We start from the raw sequence: 22,525 nt of genomic DNA on the forward strand, positions 1-22,525 counted from the left end.
CATGCAATAGTTGTATTTTCCAAACCTCCGGCTCGACATGAAGTAACAAGGACGCGAAATGCTCAGTAAAGAAAACAGTTTTGTGATGAAAGCAACCCTCTTGTCGGCTGCGTTTCTATTTGCCTATGGCCTTGCTGCATGTAGCAGGACGCAGTCTGCAGACGCATTGATAAGCGAAGCAAGGAACTATCAGCAAAAAGGAGACGACGCGTCTGCACAAATTCAATTGAAAAATGTCCTGCAAAAAAATCCCGATAATGTGGAGGCCCGATATTTGCTGGGAATGATTGCCATAGAAACCGGCGATCCACAGTCAGCTGAGAAAGAACTGCGGAGGGCATTAAGCCTAGGGAAAAGCGCCGAGATGGTGTTGCCTGCCTTAGGGAAATCGCTGCTCATGCAAAATCAGTTTCAGAATGTGCTGGATCAAACAGAAAAAGTTTCTACGCAAGGCGACGTCCTGGCTATGAGAGGGAACGCCTATCTCGGACTGAGGAGAAATAAGGAGGCTAAAGAAGCCTTTGAATCTAGCCTCAAAAGTGACCCCGATTTTCCTGCTGCTCTCATTGGATTAGCCAAGAACGCGTTGATAGAGAATGATGTTGCGGCTGCCACCAGTTTTGCGGAACACGCAGTTAATAAAAACCCAAAGAATATCGAAGTACTGCTATTTAAGGCCAATTTGCTGAGTGGGCAACACGCTACTGAACCAGCTTTAGCGGCTTTTAATACTGTACTAGCACTGAAACCTGACAATGTCGACGCGCTGTTGAATAAAGCCTCTTTAGAAATAGGCGCGAAAAAATTTGCTGAAGCCAAGATCGATATCGATGCCGCGCAAAAAAGTGCTCCCAAGAATCTAATCGTTCTTTATATGCAGGGATTACTGGATTTTAGTCAGGGAAAAAACGCGGAGGCATTAGAAGGTATACAAAAAGTATTAAGTGCCATGCCGGACTATATGCCGGGGGTACTGATCGCCGGCGCACTTCAATACAATTTGGGATCAATGCCACAAGCGAAACAATATTTGACCAAATATCTCGCTAAGAATCCAAATAACCTCTATGCGCGCAAATTACTGGTCTCGACTTTTTTGAATAGCGGCGACATCGCTAACGCAAGTCTCGCTTTAGAGCCTGCATTGAAAGACCCTTCACAAGACGTCGAACTGTTAATGCTTGCCGGCCAGACTAATATGCAAAGCAAAAACTTTATCAAGGCGGCAGAATATTTCGAAAAAGCGAGTGCGTTGGTACCGCAAACTGCGAAGCCGCATACAGCATTAGGGTTGAGTAAGTTAGCCATGGGAGAAAATGTAGGAGGAGTCGCTGAACTGGAAATGGCGACGACTCTGGATACAAAATCGCCGCAATCGGGCATTTTGTTAATCATGGCGCACATACGTCTTCAGGAATTTGATAAAGCGCTCACGGCAGCAAACGCACTTGAGAAAGAACAGCCTAAAAATGTTCTCGTTCAAAGTCTAAAAGGTGATATTTATTACCAGCAAAATAACCTCGTTAGCGCACGCGCAAGTTTTGAAAAAGCTCTTTCGCTACAAGCGGCTTATTTTCCTGCAATTATCAACCTGGTTCAATTGGACTTAAGGGAAAAAAAACCTGATGTAGCAAGAAAGCGTCTCGAGGCTTTACTAGCAGTAGACAAAAAGAATATTCAGGCAATAAACGCCATGGCAAGTCTTGCGCTTTTTCAAAAACATCAAGAAGAAGCAACAGCTTGGCTAGAACGTGCGACACAGGAAGATCCAGAATCATTACCTGCCGCGATGCGCCTGACATCACGTTATTTGCAAATTAACGAAAAGTTAAAAGCGCTGACGCTGGCGCGTAAGTTGCAAGCCACCCATCCAACCGATCCCGACATGTTGAACCTGCTGGCTCAAACACAGTTTGCCAACAACGACAAATTAGCTGCGTTGGAAAGCTTTCAGAGACTAGTTGCTTTACTGCCAAATTCGCCTGTGACGCAGTTTAAAATTGCATCGGTTCAGATCGCTCTGAACAATCCTTCCGCTGCGTCGGAAGCAATTAAGAAGGCGCTTGCGATACAGCCTGATTATTTGGATGCCGAGATTTTGCAAACGTCCTTATATATGCGCAGTGGCAATCAGGCGCAAGCAATTGAGTTTGCCAGGAAGATCCAGAAACAAGCCGGACAGTCAGCCATAGGTTATGAAATAGAAGGCAATATCCTGCTATCCCAGAAAAAACCTGACTTAGCGGCGAAAGCCTATGAGCAAGCTTTTCTTGTGAATAACAAAAATGTAACACTGCTGATGAAGCTGCATGAATCGCTGAATTTAGCTGGCAAAACGAAAGAGGCAGATGCCCGGGTCAACCAATGGTTCGAGCAGCACCCAACGGAGGTTGCCCTACATATTTATCTAGCGGAAACCTATCTCGCGCAGAAGCAAACCAAAGCCGCAATCGTGCAATATCTATTGGTCTTACGTCAGGAACCTCGCAATATCGGTGTGCTCAACAATCTGGCCCTTGCGTATCAGCAAGAAAAAGATCCTCACGCATTGGAAACAGCAGAAAAAGCCCATCAATTGGCAATCGACAACCCTCAGGTAATGGATACGTTGGGCTGGTTGTTAATCGAACAGGGTGATACAACGCGCGGCCTTCCTCTTGTGCAAAAAGCCAGTAACGCTGCACCAGATGCGTTGGATATCCGGTATCACCTGGCGCTTGGATTGCTGAAGTCTGGCGACAAGGTCAAAGCAAGAATCGAACTGGATAAATTAATAGCAACAGGGAAAAACTTCGCAAATATGGAGGAAGCTAAGGCTTTGGCAAAGACAATATAATTGCTGTCGGCTGGCTTTAGCTAGAAGTAATCAGGCAAAGCCAGCATCCTTGTCGGGTTGCATTCGCTCACCCATTATTTACCATTCACCATTTATTTTTACTGCACCTGAATTGCATATGCACTCTATTGAACAGGTCAAGCTCCTCTTGGCGGATACCCTCAATCTTGGTGAGCGGGCAAGCACCTTGCACGCAGATTCCGGCTTGCTGGGAAGTATCCCAGAATTGGATTCAATGGCCGTTATCCACATCATTACCGCACTCGAAGAGCGCTTCGGCATTGTCATTGATGACGATGAAATCAGTGCTACTATTTTTTACACGGTAGGCAGTCTTGCCACTTTTATCGAGCAGAAACTAGCGCAATGAAAACGCATCCCGATCGCTTTCCTGCGGAATCTTTTTTTCTGACGGCCGCGCCTGGGAAGCGCTTTTGCATCTATCACGCACCACCGCCAGATCGCGTCTGTCGTGGGGCGTTTATTTACGTTCATCCATTTGCGGAAGAAATGAATCGGTCACGTCGAGTCGTCACATTGCAGGCCCGCCAATTTGCCGAGAACGGTTATGCCGTGCTGATAATTGATCTGTTCGGTTGCGGTGATAGCACTGGCGAATTTGCCGACGCAACGTGGGAAATTTGGAAGGCAGATCTGGGCATTGCAGAAAAATGGCTCATTCAGCGTTTGCACACCCAAATAGGTTTATGGGGGCTACGGTTGGGCGCATTACTCGCGATGGATTTCGCACGGCATGCGCAAAATCGGATAACCTCCATCATTCTTTGGCAGCCTGTGATCAACGGAAAATCCTTTATGACGCAGTTTCTCAGGCTACGCGCTGCAAGTAGCATTTTAGCCGACGGCCAGAAGCCCATCGGAACCTCAGTGACGACAAATGCAATGCGGAGTGCAATGCTTGACGGAGAAACGTTCGAAATAGCTGGCTATGACATTTCCCCCGCCCTTACTTCCGCCATTGATGCCCTCGATGCCAAGACGCTATGGGTGAATACTGCTCCGATATATTGGTTCGATATAAGTGGCCCTGGCCTCAATACAATACCGTCATTAACAACCGAAGTAGTCAACGAATGGCGGCGTCAGAATGCTGACTTACACCAGCATGCAGTGTTGGGACAGCCTTTTTGGGCATTACAAGATATATCGGACGCACCTGCATTGCTAACCGTCACTACATCCCTTCTTGATGAAGGTTCGGTGATGTCAAAATGAATGCTGAAGACCATGCTGTACGCTTCCTTTGTCACAATGATTGGCTGTATGGTGTCTTAAGTATGCCTGAGCAGGCCGGTAACAGAGGTGTCGTGATGCTGGTCGGTGGCCCGCAATATCGCGCGGGAAGTCATCGCCAATTTACGCTGCTGTCGCGCTATCTCGCTTCATCCGGCATAGCAACAATGCGGTTCGACTATCGAGGGATGGGTGACAGCGAAGGCGATACGCGAAATTTCGAGGATATTAATGATGACATCCGCTGTGCAATAGACCATTTTATTCAATCCGTTCCCGGCATGACTGAAGTGGTCATTTGGGGCCTCTGTGATGCAGCATCAGCAGCACTCTTTTATGCCTGGCGGGATAGCAGGGTTACCGGACTTGTTCTGCTTAATCCGTGGGTACGAACTGAAAGTGGTTTAGCAAAAGCCCATCTCAAACATTACTACTTCTCACGTCTGTCTGACAATGCCTTGTGGAAGAAGATTTTGACGGGGAAAGTGGATTATATTGCCGCGGCCCGCTCGTTAATCAATGACGTCAGGGTGGCGTGTTTTAAGCGCGCCCAACCAAGAGCATCAGCGTCATTACCGGATCGCATGTTTGATGGATACAGTCGTTTTAAGGGAAAAGTATTATTAATATTAAGCGGCGACGATCTGACCGCTAGTGAATTCAGCGATCTCGTTGCTTCAAACGAAAAATGGCGCGTACTTCTGGAAAATCAGCAAACTCAAACTCACACGTTACCCGGTGCAAATCATACTTTTTCAACGAGAGTATGGCGCGACAAAGTCGGGCGCTGGACCAAGGACTGGCTTCAGTCATGGTAGAAAATCCAAATTGATGGTGGATTTTAGCTACCATCAATTTGTATGTATTTGCACATAAATTTGCACAGTTATTTACAGATTTATTTATGCATCTATCGCAGCGGCGCGAACATCAAAAGAAGCTTTCCGGTATGACCAGTATGTCCCCGGGGCGCATCCATATATTGGCGGAAATATCACCGTCCTTAATCAAGTCATTCAGACGAACAGACAGTTTCCGTTGCTTGCCATCGATGGTCCGAATAATACTGGCTTTATTGCCGGATGCAAATTCAGTCATCCCCCCCACAGCAATCAGTACATCCAACAGAGACATTTCCTGACGATAGGAGAGTGCCTGCGGTTTGGCGGCCTGTCCGATGACGCGAATTTGCTCGCTGTACGATCCGACAAATCCAGTGACCATCACGGTAACTACTGGCTGCTGAATAAATTTGGTCAGAGAATTTTCTATATCTCTAGCCAGTTGCGTTGCGGTTTTACCACTAGCCGGCAGATCTTCCACCAAAGGCGTTGAAATTTTTCCGTCAGGGCGCACTGGAACACTGAGAGATACTTCGGGGTTATGCCAGACGATAATATTGAGATTATCTCCTGGACCAATCAGATAATCATGCCGCTGAACCTGGCTATCGTCCACCTGGGGTTGATGGCTGGTGCTAGCGCATCCCCCGAGCATCAACATCGAAACAGCTAAAACGGCTAACCATCTCATGAAGTCGCTATACATAATTTTTTTCCTTTTTGATCATTGAAGTTGAGACGAGAGTACAAAAAAAATACGGTGATTATTTTCATCTTGTTGATAAGCCTATCTGCGGGCAATCAGGTCACGCACAAAGTTGACCGGAATCGCATACGTAATGCCACTGGGATTAGTAATCGCAGCTTCCTTCGTTGAATTAATCACTTTGTTAATAACACCATATACAACGCCCGTTTCTGGATCGTATAACGGACTTCCGCTACCGCCGGGGTAAGCGGTTCCATCCAGTTGGAATACTGGATATGCGTTCCGTTGCATTTGTATGATGGCTTTTACGTCCAGATATTTGGCATTAGGCGCCTGCGTGGCAACCGGCGTAATCGCCGCAATCATGCCGCGATGGGTCACATGATGAAATCCTAGAATGCCGGTAAGAGGAAACCCTGTAAAAACCATCGATTGACCTTCTCGGACAGCAGTAGAGTCGCCCAGCTTCATAGGCGGAAGCGGCAGTCCGCTGATTTTTAACAAAGCCAGATCATGCAACTTATCCATGGCGATCAATACTGCATCCCGATACTCAATGCCCTCACCTTTTCCTACCGTAATACGTAAAGTTTCCTTGTGCTCACCATCAATCAACTCAGGGATAACGTGCGCATTAGTAATGACGCTAAGACCATCGCCCACAACAAATCCAGTACCCACAAAACTAGTCGCTGGGCTACGGAGCTGCAAGAAAGTGCCAATCCCAACAATGGATGGCTTAACGCTTTCAATCGTCTGCATCAACTCGCTGGCACTGATAGGTTCCAGCAAACAATACCCAATTAAAAAAATAAGGGACTTTCTAACCAACGATAATGTATTTTTCACATAGTCTCCCATTGGGGATATATTGAAGTCGAACATAAAAAATCTAAAAAAAATGGTTGCGATTTTTTACTCGTAATAGTGTTATCACAAGTCATAAGTCACCATTCATACCAGCACTTCGCCAGCCGCAGCCTGGCTAAGAAAAGCCGTAGGGCTAGCAGTCAAACCGTACGCACCGGATTGAAACAAAACAATCAAGTCCCCAACCTCTGCCTTAGCCAATTCCATATCTTCTGCAAGTATGTCGAGCGGTGTACATAATGGCCCCACCACGGACACTACTTCGCGCGCGGTCTCCAACATTTTATTGCCCACCGTGACCGGATAATTTTTGCGAATCACCTGACCAAAGTTGCCGGAGGCGGCCAAATGGTGATGCAACCCACCGTCAACAACTAAAAAAATCTTCCCACGTGAGGTCTTACGATCCAGAATCCGAGAAACATAGACGCCTGCTTCGCCCACCAGATAGCGTCCCAACTCGATGACTATCTCAGTATTCCCCAACGCAGCCCGCACACGCGGTAGCCACTGCCCTAGATGCTCACCGATCGGACGCACATCTAAAGGCTTATCTCCGGGAAAGTAAGGGATACCGAATCCCCCGCCAATATTAAGAAAACGCATGGGCTGTGGTGCGTACCCGGCAAGCCGAAAAGCCAAATCAAATGTACGCGATTGTGCATCCATAATTGCAGCGGGGTTTAGGCTCTGGGAGCCGCTAAAAATTTGTAATCCGTGAAAATCGACATCTAACCATGCAAGGCGTTTGAGCAGCTGCGGCACCAATTCGGCATCGATACCAAATGGTTTGGGACCGCCACCCATTTTCATACCCGATGTTTTCATTTCGAAATCCGGATTTACCCGCACAACCACCCGAGGCGCAATTCCAAGTAGTTGCCCGATATCAACAACTGCTTCAAGCTCGTGCTCCGACTCCAGATGAATGACCACACCGGCGGCGATCGCTTGGGTTAACTCTGCGGCTGTTTTTCCTGGTCCGGCGAAACTGATACAGTCTGGCCTCATAGGCGTATCGAGCGCCACTTTAAGTTCGCCGCCAGACGCAATATCAAATCCATCGACCAGATTGGCCATACACTGAACGACAGCAGGCATCGGATTTGCCTTGATCGAATAATGCAGCGCGATCTCTTTTGGCAAAGAACTGCGAAGGTACTGCGCCCGCGCTACCAGCAGGCCGCGATCATACGCATAAAACGGCGTCTTTCCGACACGCTGAGCCAGTTGTGTCAACGGTATGCCGCCAATCTGAAGGCAATTGCCGACGGTCGGAAACTTCTGCTGCGGCGCATGAACTGGTTTCGGCAGCATCGTCATTTCACCTGATCAGTAAAAAATGAAGCTAAGCTCAGTTGCAAAAACTTGCGATCAATTTTCCCGTTTGGGGTACGCGGCAACATATCTGCCCATTCCTCGACGTGCGCTGGAACCATATACGATGGCAAACGACTCTGACATCCCTTAAGCAAAGCCTGAGACGATGACATGCCGTCAGCGCGTGGGACCACAACAATAATAGCTTGGCCCAACTGTGGGTGCGGCACACCAATTGCGGCTGCCTCCGCCACCAATCCTGTTGCGTAGACCACCTCTTCTACTTCATGCGGGCTAACCCGATAACCTGATACTTTGATCATGTCGTCATCGCGTCCAATGAAATAGAGAAATCCCTCTTCGTCCAAGCGCACGGTGTCGCCCGACCACACTGCAATCTCGGCGAACGGAAGCGCCTTGTCCTGTCCTGGCGCAGGCTTAAAGTGCCGCGCAGTTTTTTCTGGATTATTCCAATAGCCCATAGCGACCAATGCACCACGATGCACTAATTCCCCCGGCTCATTCGGCTCGCAAAGGGTTCCGTCGGGACGAACCACAATCACTTCAGCATTTGGAATGGCACGTCCAATCGAATTGGGGCGCGTAGCGATTTCAGAAGGTGGCAGAAAAGTGGAACGGAATGCCTCCGTTAGCCCGTACATCAAATAAATCTGCGTTGCAGGTAATGCCGCACGCATTTTATCCAATGTCGGACGCTGTAACGCGCCTCCAGAATTGGTAATGTAGCGCAAACTACTTGCATCACCCCAATCTTGTTGCGCCAATTGATTCCACAGCGGCGGAACAGCAGCAAGACCGGTAATGCGCTCAGTCTTTACGGCCCTGACGATATCCGGTGGAAATAAATAGTTCATCAAAACGACTGAAGCACCGGCATAAAACGCAGTCGTCAATTGGCTCAATCCATAGTCGAAACTCAACGGTAACGCAGCAAGAATGCGATCTTGTGCGGTATTACCCAGATAACCTGCCACACTGACTGCACCTGCAACCATATTACGATGAGATAGGACCACCCCTTTCGCGCGGCCCGTACTGCCGGAGGTATAAAGAATGGCGGCCATGTCGCTATCAATACGACGGTGGCGTGTCAAGGACCTGAGTTTATGACAAACCTCGTCCCAATAGACAAAGTCTATGCCCTGCAATAAAGAGGAATTTGGCAATGCCGCCCCTGAGCCGACGATAATAACCGTATGCAAATCCCTGCTCTGCTGCATTACATCCGCAAGAGCCGCCAACCGGTCGGTCGTCGTTATCAGGATATTGACGTTGCAATCAGCAAGAATATGCGCGACCTGAGCAGATTTGAGCAGTGGATTGACGGGCACAAATACGGCTCCGGCCGCTGCCGCACCAAACATTCCCACCACCGCTTCGAAACGTTTCTCCAGATATATCGCAACCCGTTCACCGGCATTGATCCGAAGCTCGAGCAAAAGCTGCGCCATTGCATCGACTTGTGTCGCCAGTCCAGCATACCCGAGACGATGTCCTTGATACACCAAGGCTTCTGCATCTGGCGACGCAGAGGCTGCGTGAAAAATAAACTCGTGAACAAGATTAGTCATTGCGGCAAAAAATCAAAAAAGGTAGACGGCTTACAGGGCCAGATAAATGTAACTTTCAATCAAAAGACTGTGCTTACTCAACTTACTTAATCCCATGTCGTCCGATTAAGTCATACAACGTTGGCCGACTAACGCCAAGTAATTCAGCGGCCTTAAGAATATTGCCGTCCGCTCGACCCAATGCCTTCACCACAGCTTTGTATTCCGCGTCGTCTCGTATCTGCCGTAAGTTAATCGGCTCCTCCGTCGATGGATTCACAGCCAGACCGAGATCATCCGCGGTTATCTGGGGACCATCCGCCATGATGACAGCACGCATCACGCAATTTTCCATCTCACGTACATTGCCGGGCCATGCATAACCTTCGATCGCAGTCAAAGCCTCCTGGCTAAAGCGCAGCACAGAACGTCCCTCTTTGGCGCTGATCTTATTGACAAAGTGATGGGCCAGTAATGTCGCATCACCGGCTCGCTCCCTCAAGGTAGGAATCTTGATCACGATCTCGCTCAAGCGGAAATATAAATCCTCCCGAAAGCGTCCGGTAACAGTCAACTCTTTTAAATTTTGGTGGGTCGCGCAAACGACACGTACATCAACTGGAATTTCAGTGTGACCACCAACGCGCTCAATGACACGCTCCTGCAAGAACCGTAGAAGTTTTGCTTGTAAAGACATCGGCAAATCGCCCACTTCATCCAGAAAAAACGTGCCACCATGGGCCAGCTCTACCTTGCCTAACGTTTGCTTGGCAGCGCCGGTGAACGCACCTTTTTCATAGCCAAATAACTCGCTCTCCAGAAGATTCTCGGGTATGGCGGCGCAATTAATTGCCATGAAGCGATGCCCATGACGCGCGCTAAGCTGATGCAATGCCCGCGCCAGGATTTCCTTTCCTGTACCGCTGTCACCCAACAGCATGACCGAAGCAGAAGACGGAGCAACCTTCTCTATATTGCGGCAGACCTTCAACATGCCAGCATCACGGCTAATCAGGCCAGTCATCGGCGAGTCGCTTTGTGCCAATTGCATGCGGCGATTTTCGCGCTGCAGTGCATGCAAATAAAAAGCACGTTCAACGACCAGACGTAATATTTCATCGTCACACGGCTTTTGATGGAAATCATACGCGCCCATACCGATCGCACTGACCGCATGGGCGTGGTCCTGATTGCCGGTTAAAACGATTAACTTGGTATCAGGAGCAAGCGCCAGTAATTGCTGTAACGTGGCCAATCCCTCGGTCGCACCGTCTGGATCGGGTGGCAAGCCAAGGTCCATCGTCACGACCGCAGGTTCGTGCCGCCGCATCATTGCCAGCGCGCTTTCACGGTCACCTGCAATCAGGACTTCATAAGCGTCGAAACTCCAGCGCAATTGCTTTTGGAGGCCAGGATCGTCTTCGATGATCAACAGCTTTGGTTTATTTTGACTCACTGGCTTCCTCTTGCAATAGCGCGATAGGTTTCGTCGTATCCTTATGAAATGGCAGCATCATCAGAAAGTTTGTGCCGATTGACTCTTGACTGATGACGGTAAGTTGGCCTCCCAACTCATTGATATACTCGTGACTTTCAAACACACCAATACCCATTCCTGCCGATTTCGTACTTTCAAAAGGCTTAAACAATCGGTCACGAATGAACTCCTTGCTCATCCCTCGTCCTGTATCGTTGATCGATATCGCCACACGTTCATCAACCTTTGCAACACTAACGACCACTTTGCCGGCTTTGGATGTTGCTTCAATCGCGTTCTGAATGATGTGACCAATCACCCGTTCCAGCCTTTCCCAATCGGCCATCACCACTAAGCCGGGATCACCGATCTCAAGCGTAGGTCGGGGTTCTGCACGCGACTTGGACTGAATGATTTGCTGTAAGAGCGCATCAATGTTCAACGGAATATAGGTCTCAATAGCGTCTTTACGGCTCAACTTCTGCAACAACAATTTCATCTTTTGCACTGAGTGATCAATCGTCGCGAGCATGTCTTTTTGAAATTCTGGATTGTGCTTATGCTTTTCTGCATTCGACATCAATAGCGATAGCTGTGAAATCAAATTTTTCAAATCATGTACAACAAACGTCGACATACGATTAAAGGATTCAAATTGTCGCGCAACCATCAAGGCATGCGCAGATTCCTGCTGCGCCAAATAACTAGCGGCCTGACTGCCCGCAATTTTAAGCAAGTCTATGACCTCCCAATTTAAATTCAACGCACTTCTGGGTTGGGCCAGCACAACAAACCCCAACAATTTTCCATGCAAGCTAAGTGGTATTACTAACCAGGCTTTGGAAAAATTGCACAACCACTCAGGCAGTGCGACATTGGTATAACGCGTCGGATTGTCTGCATACTCTTTAAGATCAATCACCCATTGTTTCTGCTCAAGAAAACGACATAAGGAAAGATTCGCGGGGTCGGACTGGCTCATGAGAGACATATTCCAATTTGCGAGGCGTTCACAGTGTCCTGATTGTCCTGATTCGCGGGTGACAAAAAGCGCCCCTCCCGGACTTTCGACCAACTTGGCTAATGCCTGAACAACGCGCACTCCTAAATCAGGTCCATCTTCGGACAAAATCCGCGTAAATCGTAACCACTCTTCACGATAGTCATAGGTGTAATTAAAAAAATGCTTGCTGATCACCACTCGTAACCATGAACGAAATACGCCAGAAAACAATATACAACCCAGCAAAATCAACGCGCCAAACAAAAATGCTACCTGAATGACTGTGCCCCAACGGCCACCAAAATAGCGCAGGTAATAACCGGCAGATGCCATCGCCAATAAGTAAATTGCTGCGCCAAAAAGTGACACGGAATGAAACGCAATGCGACGAGAAACGGTGAAACCCAGTGACCATTTGGGATTACGGGATGCCGACATAGCAATCAACGGCACTGTCAGCGCGTTGACGACACCGCGAGCCGACCATATCTCGATATTGACGTGCCGAAACAGCATAGCGTCGCTATACATATAAAAATCATAGGCAAATAGACCACCCATGCCCATGCAAGCAAATTTAATTCCCCAGCGTTCTTCGACAGGTGTATTGCGATAAAGCTGCTCCACCAACAGAAGTCCAAGTACAGCGGATGCTAATCGGCCAACGGTACTAGCCATCACAACGATCTCTGCAACGACAAAATGCTGTTCCGTATTTCTGGCAAGGGTAGCCAATAAAATGACCAGATAAAATATCCCGATCGCAACGACTACCGAATTTAATCTTGGCCCAGACAGACTTTTCGGTTTCTGAAAAAAACCCATCAGCAATAGCAGGAAACCAGTCCACCCGGCATTCCTGAGCACTTCGGTTACATCGCTGATTACTGAAAAATGCGTGGCCCAACCGGACTGCCAGGCCAGCGTCGCACTCCATCCTATCGTCAGCAGACAGGAAAATATCAGCGCCTTAGCGTTAAGTTGCTTCCTCCAACTGGTCAGCAGCAGCACAATGAGAGAAAAAAATGCGAGCATTGCCAACGAGTAGCCCAGTACCGCGATGTTCATCGACATTTGAAAGGCTACCGCCATCTTATCTGCCGGCCCCAAAAAGCACGACTCTGAGCGTATCTATCAATATAAGAATGTCCAAAAATAAGCTGTTGTTTTTGACATAGTACAAATCATATTGCAGCTTCTGAATCGCATCCTCCACCGAAGAACCGTATTGATAACGGACCTGCGCCCACCCGGTTATTCCCGGCTTTACGCTATGCCTGACGTTATAGAACAGAATTTCTTTGCTGAGTTGCCTGACAAAATATGGCCGTTCCGGTCGAGGGCCGACAAAACTCATTTCCCCCTTCAGGACGTTAAGAATTTGCGGCAGTTCATCAATACGCAATTTGCGAATGATCGAGCCGACCCTGGTTATACGGGGATCATTCGACGAGGCCCACTGCGGTTTTCCTGACTGCTCCGCATCGTTTCGCATGCTACGAAATTTGATCACCATGAAGCAGTCACCATCTTTTCCGACGCGCTCCTGCTGATAAAAAATCGGCGCCCGATCCTCGATGAAAATACACAAAGCAGCAAGCAGCATGATCGGTGCTGTAAAAATCAGAAGGATCACACTAGTTAATATGTCGAAAAATCTTTTGAAGAAAACACGCAGCGTCGTCTGGTCAAATCCAGTACCAAAGACTAGCCAACTCGGCAGCAAAGAATCGACTCTGATCTGGCACACTTCTCTTTCAAAAAATGCCGCTGACTCGATGACGCGGATACCGCTTAGCTTGCATTCCAGCAACTCATTGATACGTCCACTCGCTCCACGCCGATTTTGTAGTGCGACCACAATCTCATTAACATCATGCCTTCTGGCAATCGTTAGCAACGACTCATCAGCGCAAAAAATGTTGCCTTGTGGTACGCAATTAGTTTCGCTCCCGACGGAAACATAACCGACGATATGATATTTATTGTCACTGATACCGCTGGCCACTACGCTACATTCACGCGCCAGTTCGCCAATACCTAAAAAAATAATCCTTGAAGCCAGAAATTCAGATTTAGAAAATTTAAAAAATATGGCGCGTGCCAGCAGAATGCCTACGCCTGCAAAAAAAAATGCTAATAGCAAGATACCGCGACCCAGATAGAGTTCGGGAGCCACATAAAAAACGACGATCAAGATCCCAAGTCCCATTGCGAACGAAGGCATAATGCGAAGAAATGTCGTGCGCAGCCCTCCATTTAGGTTACGTTGATACATTCCGAGCGCACTCATCCCGAACACGATTGAAACAACAAACGCACAATTTGAAGGCAAAAATTCGGCGAAGTTTGTCGCCCAATGGCTACCTCCAACGAATCGAATATTGACGCCCAGGTACGCAGCGCTCAGCAAAATCAGAATTTCCACGCCAAGCAGAATAGATACTATTTTTGATACATAGTGATTTGAAATTTTTAACACGCTTAGCTCCGCACCCTTGTTGCTCCACGAAATCCACTACACAGCATGGAACAATGATTACTCATTACGGCGAATATCACTTTTGTCGTTCTTACACGGTCAAAAAAGTTATTACTCGGGCAGAGACGTATTCAGACTTGGCAATTGCGTTGTCGCTTATGCCGGAAAAAAACTGGTAATGACCCACTAGAAAAACTTTCATAGAGCAAAAATTTATACGAAAAAAATCCTTGGTGTTCTTTGATAAATTTTTCCCCGATGACATGAACAATCACTTTTTCAATACTGCAACTTTAGTTAAAATGTTCTATTTATAGTCACATAACTATAGCGCTGGAAATTGTCAAGATTCCTACGAAAACTGACATTTCCTATCATTTATTTTTCTCGTAAAAATAATAGAGTTCACAAAAATATGAGTAACTACTCAAGAGATTTGATGCCGCCAGACCTCGCGAATGAGAGATGGAGATAAGCGAATGCACAAAAAAAATCGCGGCTTTAGTACACATTCCTCGCTTTATCGGACTCTCAATAAAGTTTGCACTTAGGGAAATCTCCGTTATGGTTTGGCTGTCCTCGAGAAAAAGGGGATCGGGCTTGAGAACCTGCCATCCATAGCGCACAAACGGCGCAAAGCCGTTTTTTACGTGCGTCTGCCTTTGTTGCGCCTTCATTGGGCGGCATCGGTGGGAGCCTTCGGGCTGCCGGTGGCTATGGATGCCGGTTTCTCAACCTGCCTTTGCTGCCCACCCGCTTGAGAACGGGTCGCAGTGTAATCGACACCTTTGGAAATCACACTATGCCAATTACCACGACGCCTATTCACCCCAACTTATACAACATTAGTCGCTTTTACAGCCAAACCAGCACGGTGGACCACTCATGAACACACCACCACCATCACCATCCAACCAACCAGAATTTCCAGGAGCATTCCATCAATCATTTTCGTGGCTACTTTTGGAACACAAACATAATGAGCGCGAGCAGTTTTATGCCATGACGGTAGATGGCTGCGAAGGCATCAAAACATGCCTCGATATAGTCCATTTGAGTAATTCGGATAGAAATACCGATACCGCCCCAACACTGGATATTGTTGCGACGGAGCGCTTGCTGCGTCTGGCACTGATGTTATCTCAACTGCTGGCGGACATGGCTGCGCGTCGTATTGATCGGCTTGATGACAGAACCAGCAGGTAACCTGAAAAAGGTGCGTCTGGGCGGATGGCGACGATGCAAGCGCCTCACCCTGCCCTTAGCATCATCAGACCGCGGCGGCGCAACGCCGCGCTGCTAAGATAGAGTTATCCCACCATCCATCGTATTTGGAGATTTGCAGATGACGACCAAGAAACAGACTTTTTCATTTCCTCAGAGCAAAGGCGTTCCGGCCCAAGTGGGTCCGTTTGCACATGCCACTCAATGGGGCGATATGGTGTTTATTACCGGACAAATGCCGACCGATCCCGTTACCGGCGGGTTGGTCGGCGACGATATCGTGACGCAAGCCACGCAAGTACGCAAAAACCTGGAGGCCGTGCTGATCCAGTTTGGCCTGACATTTGATGACGCGTTAATGGTGCGGATTTACCTCACCTCTTTTGACGATTACGACGCGTTTAATACTGCGTATGGGAGCTGGTTCAAAGGTCCGCTGCCCAGCCGCACCTGCGTCGGTGTCACCGGACTGGCAGTTGGGGCGATTGTTGAGATTGACTTGATTGCGGGAATACCAAAGAAGCAATGAGAGACGCAATGCGTTGAGGCCTACCGAGGCGTGCATCCACACAAGATGCACGCCGAGCCGCAATTACACGCCAGCGCAAACGCCATCTGCACGGGGATCGGTAGCACCTTCGATCATGCCATTGGGATGCACGGCGACCACACCCGCATGGCCCATCATATCGGTGTAATCGTCAACGACTTCGACTTCATGCCCTGCACGACGTAAGGCTAAGATAGTCTCCGGATCGATGCGCCCTTCCACCTTGAGATTCGTCGAAACATCGCCCCACGTGCGGCCCAGTAGCCAGCGCGGAGCGCTCACTGCGCGTTGCATATTTTGTCCAAATAAGACGTGACGCGTGAACACCGCCGCTTGCGTCTGAGGCTGGCCCTCTCCACCCATGGTGCCGTAGGCAATCGTGCGGCCATCGTTGAGTTTGGCTAATGATGGATTGAGGGTGTGAAAAGGTAGTTTACCCGGCAAAAGTTGATTAACTCCGTCGTCAAGAGAAAAACTGGCACCACGGTTTTGCCAGACTACGCCAGTATCCGGTACGACGACACCGCTGCCGAACTCCCAAAAAATACTTTGAATGTAGCTGACGACTCTACCTTGCGCATCAGCGGCACCCATCCAGATGGTGTCACCAGGTTTGGCAGGATGCGGCCAAGGCGCAGCCATGTCGGATCGAATGTAGGCGGCCTCGCTATCAAGTAGCGCTTCTTTGAGCCAGTCGCCAGCATTAACGCTCATGTGGGCGGGGTCACTGACGTGCGCGTTGCGCAGGATGAACGCACGTTTGGTCGCTTCGACCAGACCGTGAATATGCGCGAAGCCATCGGCTTCCGTCACGCCCAAGCGGTCAAACAGGCCGATGATCATCAAGGCCGACACGCCTTGCGTGGGTGGCGGCAAATTGTAGACACTACCTGACCGCAACTGCACCTTTAAGGGCGCAACTATTTGCGCACGGTAGGTGGCAAGATCGGCGGCGCGAAGCGGACTGCCTAGCCGTTCGAGACCGCTGGTCAAGGTTTGTGCCAGATCGCCACGATAAAAGTCGTCTAGACCTGCGTGCGCCATTCTCTCCAGCGTGGACGCCAGTGCTGGTTGTTTGAGGATGTCGCCTTCGCTCGGCACGCCACCGTGCGCATACGTATCGACAAAGCCCGGCTGATCAGATAGTTGAGACCATTTATCACGTGTCAGTTGCACTTGTGAACGGGTAATGGGCACACCAGCTTTGGCATGACCGATCGCATCCGACAACAGCCTTGCAACCGGCAATGCTTTCCCCCAGCGACTGGCATGCTCCAACGCCACGGACCAACCGGAGACCGCACCAGCTACCGTCAATGCTGCACGTGCACCACGGGTCGGGATACTTTGTTCACCAGCGTAGAACTGGCGATCCGCCAAACCCGCAGAAGGACCGCATGCCTGAATTGCGACCGGCTCACGACCGGGTTCGCTGATGATCCAAAAACCGTCTCCACCAATGCCGTTCATGTGCGGATAAACAACGGCAATGGCGGCTGCGGCGGCAACCATTGCCTCGACTGCGTTTCCACCTTCGCGCAATACGGCAGCACCGGCTTGCGCTGCGAGATGGTGCGGTGCGGTAACCATACCGCCGACACACGTTTTGCTATGCAACATACTTGCTCCTATTGGTTTTGATTTAATGTCGTTCCGCACAGTGCCCGTAAAAGCAGCGTGCGTAATTATGTGCTTTCACCTGGTTCTAAATCTGTGTTTTATCAGTCAAGCTAAATAGTAGTATTAACGATTTCTGAATAATTGGTTAGATTATTTTAATTGTAAAATTGAGGTCTCTTTCGTATCGTATATTCTTTTGTTAGCCAGAATTCGCTGCACGAAGAACGATAAACTTCAATCGATAAACTGCGCGTTTATCGAAGCGACTTATTCCCGTTAAAACAAAAAAATCAAAAATGACGGAGACTAAAAAATGTTTAAAAATATTTGTGTCGCATTAATTATCTTTTTGCCCTTCTTTCAATCCACAAGCGCCTCTGCGCAACAGCCCATAAAACTAAAAATGGCGCATCAATGGTCAGACGATAAAGCCAATTATGTCGTTGTGGCTGGTAAAAAGTTCGCCGAAGAAGTGGCGAAAGCATCGAATAACCAAATAATAATTGATATTTTCCCCGCGGACTCTTTAGTCAAAGCGCTCAATACCCACACAGCATTAAAAAATGGCGCAATCGATCTGGCTATTTATCCCTATATTTACTCCGCTGGAGCGATCCCGGAGATGAATCTGGTCCTATTGCCGGGGCTGTGGAAAACGCCTGAAGATGTGTTCCGATTCCGCAACAGTGAAGCGTTTGCAAAACTCGAGCAAAAAGCGGAAGCGTATGGATTCAAAACGTTAAGCTGGATTCAAATATCCGGCGGCGTTGCGTCCACCAACAAGCCGATAAAAATACCTGCTGACATCTCCGGCGTGAAGGCAAGAGCTGCGGGCAGAATGATGGAATTTGCATTGCAAAAGGCTGGCGCAAGCACGGTATCGCTAGCGTCATCGGAGACCTACAATGCGATGCAACTTGGTCTGCTGAATGCCGTATGGACATCATCTGGCACGTTTGGCTCATTTAGGTTGTATGAGGTGGCCAAATACTATATCTCGCCAGAAGACTACAGCATTTATTACACCATTGATCCGATTGCGATCAGCATGAAAACCTGGAATAAGCTGACACCGGCGCAGCAGAAAATATTAGTCGATGTTGGCAAAAGTCTGGAACAGGAATCTTTTGAAGCGGCAAAGAAAGACGATCAAAGAGTGGCAAAACTGTTTGCGGATAACGGTGCAAAAGTAAGCAAAATGACGCTCGTCGAATGGACGCAATGGCAGAAACTATTCCAGGAATACAGTTTTGAAAAATTCCGCAAAGAGGTTCCTAATGGCGCTCAGTTGCTTGATCAGAGTGTCGTTTTCAAGAAATAGACCCAGACCATATTATGGAAAATATTTCTACGGCTGCTTCTGCTTCGAATACTGCTTCTAATACTGCTTCTAATTCTGCTTTCACTACCACTGCTTTTGAACGCATGATCGACCGATTCTGCAATGGCCTCGGTATGTCGGTCGGGCTGGTTGTGCTGCTTGCGATGACGTTGATTTCATGCGGGGTGATCGCACGCGAATTATTCGGCTTTTCCGATAATTGGATTACCGAAGTCACCTCTTATTTGATGGGCTATGTCACCTTTGTTGGCGCGGGCTTTCTGCTCTGGAGTGGACGCCATGTTCGCGTAGAAATACTGGAATCTCATCTGGGAAAGAATGGCAAGACTGCGCTATTTCTCATCACCAACGTGGTCGTTGGCATGGTCGGCATTTTACTCGTCTATCTCAGCTTCAATTTTTGGCTTGAAGCATGGCAGAGCGGCGAAAAATCGTGGGGCACATTTTCCATTCCTTTGTGGATGCCCTATTCGATCATGCTTGCCGGGACCGTCATTTTTTTGTTTCTGCATGGTGCGAGAGCCTTCATAGATTGGCAAAAATTGCACAGCCGACAATGTAAGAACAACTATATCCCCGCAGGCATCCCGCATAAAAATTGATTTAGAGAGACGACAAAATGGAAATGCTTATTGGCCTCGGGATGTTCGTTAGTCTCTTGGTGGTGTTGACCTTGGGCGTTCCGATCGCTTATTCGTTATTGTTTGTCGGGATTGGCACATTGCTGGTGGTGAGCGGCGATATCAGTTCTCTCGGGATTGTGGCCAATACCTATTGGAGTTCGGTCACCAACGTTACGCTGACCTCATTGCCTTTATTCATGTTAATGGGGGCGATTATCTCGGCCTCAGGAATGGGCGCGCGTCTCTATAATTCGCTGGCAACCATTTTGCATGGCATACCGGGCGGTCTTGGTGTGGCGACGACAATCGCGTGCACGATCATGGCAACGGTTTCAGGCTCCAGCGTGGCGACTGCCGCAGCGCTCGGCGGCTTTGCCATTTCGGAAATGCGGCGTCATGGTTATCCGGATGCGGAAGCATGTGGCGCGGTGGCGGCTGGCGGAACCCTCGGTATTTTGGTCCCCCCAAGTATTCCCTTGATCGTCTACAGCGTCATCTCCGAACAATCCATCGGCAAGCTGTTTATGGCATCCATCGTGCCGGGCCTCATCATGGCCATGTCCTTTGCGGTTTATCAGGTGGCGATGTCACTTCGGAGAGGTAAACCAGCCGTTGTGGGTACTGAGCAGAAAAGAACCGTGACGGCAATGGAGCGCCTGGCAGCGGTAAAAACAATCGGTCCTTTCGTGGTCTTGATTTCCATCATTCTTGGATCGCTATATTTGGGACTGGCTACGCCGCCCGAAGCGGCTGCACTCGGAACGGTCGTTAGTTTATTACTTTCCGGGATTATTTATCGCGACATGACGTGGGATAAATTTCGCACCATTCTTCTCGGAACCGCTCAAGGCAGTGTAATGATTCTGGTGGTCATCGCCGGCGCTATCGTGTTTGGCTATGTGATGACGACTACGCAAGTGGCAACGGCACTTTCATCCTCGGTTGCGCATGCCCACTTCTCTCCATGGGTGGTCTTTATTTTCATTAATTTATTGCTGCTTTTTCTCGGATGTTTCATGGAGACCATCGCCATTATCGTGATTACGATGCCGATACTTATTCCCATTGTGACCGCTTTTCATTGGGATCTCATCTGGTTTGGCGTCATCGTCGTAATCAATATGGAAATGGCATTGATCCACCCACCGGTCGGTCTCAATTTGTTTGTGGTGCAGAATGTGGCGCGCGATGTCCCTTATCGTCGTATCGTGATCGGAACGCTGCCTTATGTCGGCATTATGATGGCAGTCCTTGCACTGATTGCGTTCTTCCCTGCATTGACCACTCTTTTGCGATGAGGTCTGTAACGCTGCATTCAGAAATAAATAATCAGCAATAAGCAATAAGCAATAACAAAATGCCGGGTCAAATGATTTGACCCGGCATTTTTATTCACTGTCGCTAAACCTGATTCACGCACTTGCCAATGTAGCCTCAACCGCTAATCCGATTTCCAAAATCTTGCGATCATTGCCACCAACAGCGGCCAGCATCAATCCCACCGGCGCATCACCTGCCGCATGGCAAGGCAACGAAAGCGCGCAACCATCGAGAAAATTGATCACCGACGGATTCCGCAAAATCAAGCCGTTGGCCTTGTTATACGCCTCGTCGCTGGCCTCCAGAGCGGCGATAGTCGGTGCCACAATCGGGATAGTCGGCATCAACAATGCGTCGTACCCCGCAATCCTGCGCTCTACCGCTACGATCCATTGCTTGCGTGCCGCAAACAAGTCAATCAAGTCAGCTGCGCTCATCTCCTTGCCACGCAGTATGCGCGAGATCACGCGTGGATCGTACGACGCGGCGCGGTCGGCGATCAGCGTCCGATGCCAGGCGTAGGCTTCGGCTCCGGTGAAACCGCTTTTTGCATTGATGGCAGCCAGTTCGGCAAACTCGGGGATGTCGATTTCTTCAATTAATACACCCGCCTTTTCCAGACGCTGGCGTGCCTTGGCAAACGCTGTTGCAACCTGGCTATCCATACCATCCAGCACCAGAGTGGTTGGTAGCGCCAGACGCAAGCCACGTAGCGAATAAGGCATTAGCGGAAGGATCGGTTCACCGGCGATAATGGCATCAATCGTTGCGCAGCAGGTGACGCTATTGGTGATCGACCCTATCGAATCCAGTTGCGCCGATAGCGGCAAAACACCTTGCAGCGATACTCGGCTAGCGGTCGGCTTGAAGCCAGTCAGTCCACACAGTGCAGCGGGAATCCGAATTGAACCGCCAGTATCAGAACCAATTCCGGCAACCGCCATGCCATCGCTGACCGACACAGCCGCGCCGGACGACGAACCGCCGGGAATGCGCCCATTGGCCCGATCCCATGGATTGCGCGGCGTGCCGTAATGTGGATTGATACCAAGACCGGAATAAGCAAATTCGGTCATATTGGTACGCCCAATGATGACTGCACCGGCGGCGGCCAGTCGCTGCACCACTACCGCACTTACCTGCGCTGGCGGCGCATCGTTGAGCGCCACCGACCCAGCCCGCGTAATGCTACCGGCGACATCAAACAGATCCTTGACTGAGATCGGTAAGCCTTCTATCGGTGAGCGAGTCTGGCCGCTGACGCGCAAGATATCCGACGCTTGCGCAGCCGCCCTTGCTGTGACTTGGTAGATTTCGGTGAATACCCGGCTGCCTTCGCCGGACTGCGCCAATGCGCGTTGCAGCGCGGTCTCGGTCAGCGCTGCGGAGCTGGTGGCATTCTGTTGCAGTGCTGCGGACAAAACCTGCAGGGTTGGTAGCGTGTTAGTCATAAGGTCTCGAAAAGGGTGTGATAGCTAATAT

18 protein-coding genes are annotated in these 22,525 nt (G+C 49.2%); 9 read left to right on the forward strand and 9 right to left on the reverse strand.

The annotated features are described in order from the left end of the window. Positions 1-58 precede the first annotated feature (58 nt). The 4 genes from prsT to ACXX82_RS03785 all read left to right on the forward strand — a co-directional run bounded on the left by prsT (position 59) and on the right by ACXX82_RS03785 (position 4,908). Positions 59-2,836 (forward strand): XrtA/PEP-CTERM system TPR-repeat protein PrsT, encoded by a 2,778-nt coding sequence (gene prsT, locus ACXX82_RS03770; protein WP_458562450.1) that lies wholly within the window; start codon positions 59-61, stop codon positions 2,834-2,836. Between the two features lie 118 nt (positions 2,837-2,954). Then, positions 2,955-3,206 (forward strand): acyl carrier protein, encoded by a 252-nt coding sequence (locus ACXX82_RS03775; RefSeq protein WP_323507537.1) that lies wholly within the window; start codon positions 2,955-2,957, stop codon positions 3,204-3,206. Next, the gene (locus tag ACXX82_RS03780; RefSeq protein ID WP_322232295.1) at positions 3,203-4,072 is read left to right on the forward strand and encodes a hydrolase 2, exosortase A system-associated; all 870 of its coding nucleotides are present in this window, start codon (positions 3,203-3,205) and stop codon (positions 4,070-4,072) included. Before ACXX82_RS03775 ends, ACXX82_RS03780 begins: the two co-directional genes overlap by 4 nt. Next, the gene (locus ACXX82_RS03785; protein ID WP_323507538.1) at positions 4,069-4,908 is read left to right on the forward strand and encodes a hydrolase 1, exosortase A system-associated; all 840 of its coding nucleotides are present in this window, start codon (positions 4,069-4,071) and stop codon (positions 4,906-4,908) included. Before ACXX82_RS03780 ends, ACXX82_RS03785 begins: the two co-directional genes overlap by 4 nt. Before the next feature lie 112 nt (positions 4,909-5,020). Here the strand turns inward: ACXX82_RS03785 and ACXX82_RS03790 are convergent, their stop codons facing one another. The 7 genes from ACXX82_RS03790 to ACXX82_RS03820 form a co-directional block, all read right to left on the reverse strand. Continuing rightward, a complete protein-coding gene (locus ACXX82_RS03790; RefSeq protein WP_322232297.1) occupies positions 5,021-5,638 on the reverse strand; it encodes an XrtA/PEP-CTERM system exopolysaccharide export protein in 618 nt (205 codons plus the stop codon). A gap of 81 nt (positions 5,639-5,719) precedes the next feature. Further along, positions 5,720-6,433 (reverse strand): S1 family peptidase, encoded by a 714-nt coding sequence (locus ACXX82_RS03795; RefSeq protein WP_322232298.1) that lies wholly within the window; start codon positions 6,431-6,433, stop codon positions 5,720-5,722. Positions 6,434-6,595: 162 nt separating this feature from the next. Further along, positions 6,596-7,834, reverse strand: a complete 1,239-nt coding sequence (locus tag ACXX82_RS03800; RefSeq protein ID WP_322232299.1) for a pyridoxal-dependent decarboxylase, exosortase A system-associated — start codon at positions 7,832-7,834, stop codon at positions 6,596-6,598. After that, a complete protein-coding gene (locus ACXX82_RS03805) occupies positions 7,831-9,423 on the reverse strand; it encodes an acyl-CoA ligase (AMP-forming), exosortase A system-associated (protein ID WP_458562451.1) in 1,593 nt (530 codons plus the stop codon). Before ACXX82_RS03805 ends, ACXX82_RS03800 begins: the two co-directional genes overlap by 4 nt. Before the next feature lie 82 nt (positions 9,424-9,505). Continuing rightward, a complete protein-coding gene (prsR, locus tag ACXX82_RS03810) occupies positions 9,506-10,858 on the reverse strand; it encodes a PEP-CTERM-box response regulator transcription factor (RefSeq protein ID WP_322232301.1) in 1,353 nt (450 codons plus the stop codon). Beyond that, a complete protein-coding gene (prsK, locus tag ACXX82_RS03815; protein WP_323507540.1) occupies positions 10,845-12,974 on the reverse strand; it encodes an XrtA/PEP-CTERM system histidine kinase PrsK in 2,130 nt (709 codons plus the stop codon). The genes prsR and prsK overlap by 14 nt, the downstream gene beginning before the upstream one ends. A gap of 1 nt (position 12,975) precedes the next feature. Then, positions 12,976-14,364: a TIGR03013 family XrtA/PEP-CTERM system glycosyltransferase gene (locus ACXX82_RS03820; RefSeq protein ID WP_322232303.1), complete on the reverse strand. Its 1,389-nt coding sequence runs from the start codon at positions 14,362-14,364 to the stop codon at positions 12,976-12,978. 885 nt (positions 14,365-15,249) lie between these two features. On the opposite strand from ACXX82_RS03820, the gene ACXX82_RS03825 reads away from it, so the two are divergent. Both ACXX82_RS03825 and ACXX82_RS03830 read left to right on the forward strand, forming a co-directional pair. After that, positions 15,250-15,570 carry a hypothetical protein gene (locus ACXX82_RS03825; RefSeq protein ID WP_458562452.1) on the forward strand — a complete coding sequence of 107 codons (321 nt, stop codon included), beginning with the start codon at positions 15,250-15,252 and terminating at the stop codon, positions 15,568-15,570. A 139-nt stretch (positions 15,571-15,709) separates the two neighbouring features. Further along, positions 15,710-16,117 (forward strand): RidA family protein, encoded by a 408-nt coding sequence (locus ACXX82_RS03830; protein WP_458562453.1) that lies wholly within the window; start codon positions 15,710-15,712, stop codon positions 16,115-16,117. 63 nt (positions 16,118-16,180) lie between these two features. Here ACXX82_RS03830 and ACXX82_RS03835 read toward each other — a convergent pair whose 3' ends face one another. Then, on the reverse strand, positions 16,181-17,758 hold the full coding sequence (locus ACXX82_RS03835; RefSeq protein WP_458562454.1) for a gamma-glutamyltransferase family protein: 1,578 nt from the start codon (positions 17,756-17,758) through the stop codon (positions 16,181-16,183). Between the two features lie 313 nt (positions 17,759-18,071). Here ACXX82_RS03835 and dctP point away from each other — a divergent pair, with 313 nt between their 5' ends. From dctP to ACXX82_RS03850, 3 genes are read left to right on the forward strand one after another with little or no spacing between them, the layout of a single operon-like run. Further along, the gene (gene dctP, locus ACXX82_RS03840) at positions 18,072-19,079 is read left to right on the forward strand and encodes a TRAP transporter substrate-binding protein DctP (protein WP_322232307.1); all 1,008 of its coding nucleotides are present in this window, start codon (positions 18,072-18,074) and stop codon (positions 19,077-19,079) included. A gap of 14 nt (positions 19,080-19,093) precedes the next feature. Next, on the forward strand, positions 19,094-19,702 hold the full coding sequence (locus ACXX82_RS03845; protein WP_322232308.1) for a TRAP transporter small permease subunit: 609 nt from the start codon (positions 19,094-19,096) through the stop codon (positions 19,700-19,702). A gap of 17 nt (positions 19,703-19,719) precedes the next feature. After that, complete coding sequence (locus tag ACXX82_RS03850) at positions 19,720-21,021, forward strand: TRAP transporter large permease (RefSeq protein WP_322232309.1); 1,302 nt, start codon at positions 19,720-19,722, stop codon at positions 21,019-21,021. 114 nt (positions 21,022-21,135) lie between these two features. Here the strand turns inward: ACXX82_RS03850 and ACXX82_RS03855 are convergent, their stop codons facing one another. Beyond that, the gene (locus ACXX82_RS03855) at positions 21,136-22,494 is read right to left on the reverse strand and encodes an amidase (RefSeq protein ID WP_322232310.1); all 1,359 of its coding nucleotides are present in this window, start codon (positions 22,492-22,494) and stop codon (positions 21,136-21,138) included. Positions 22,495-22,525 lie beyond the last annotated feature (31 nt).

Source organism: Glaciimonas sp. GNP009, assembly GCF_054343755.1.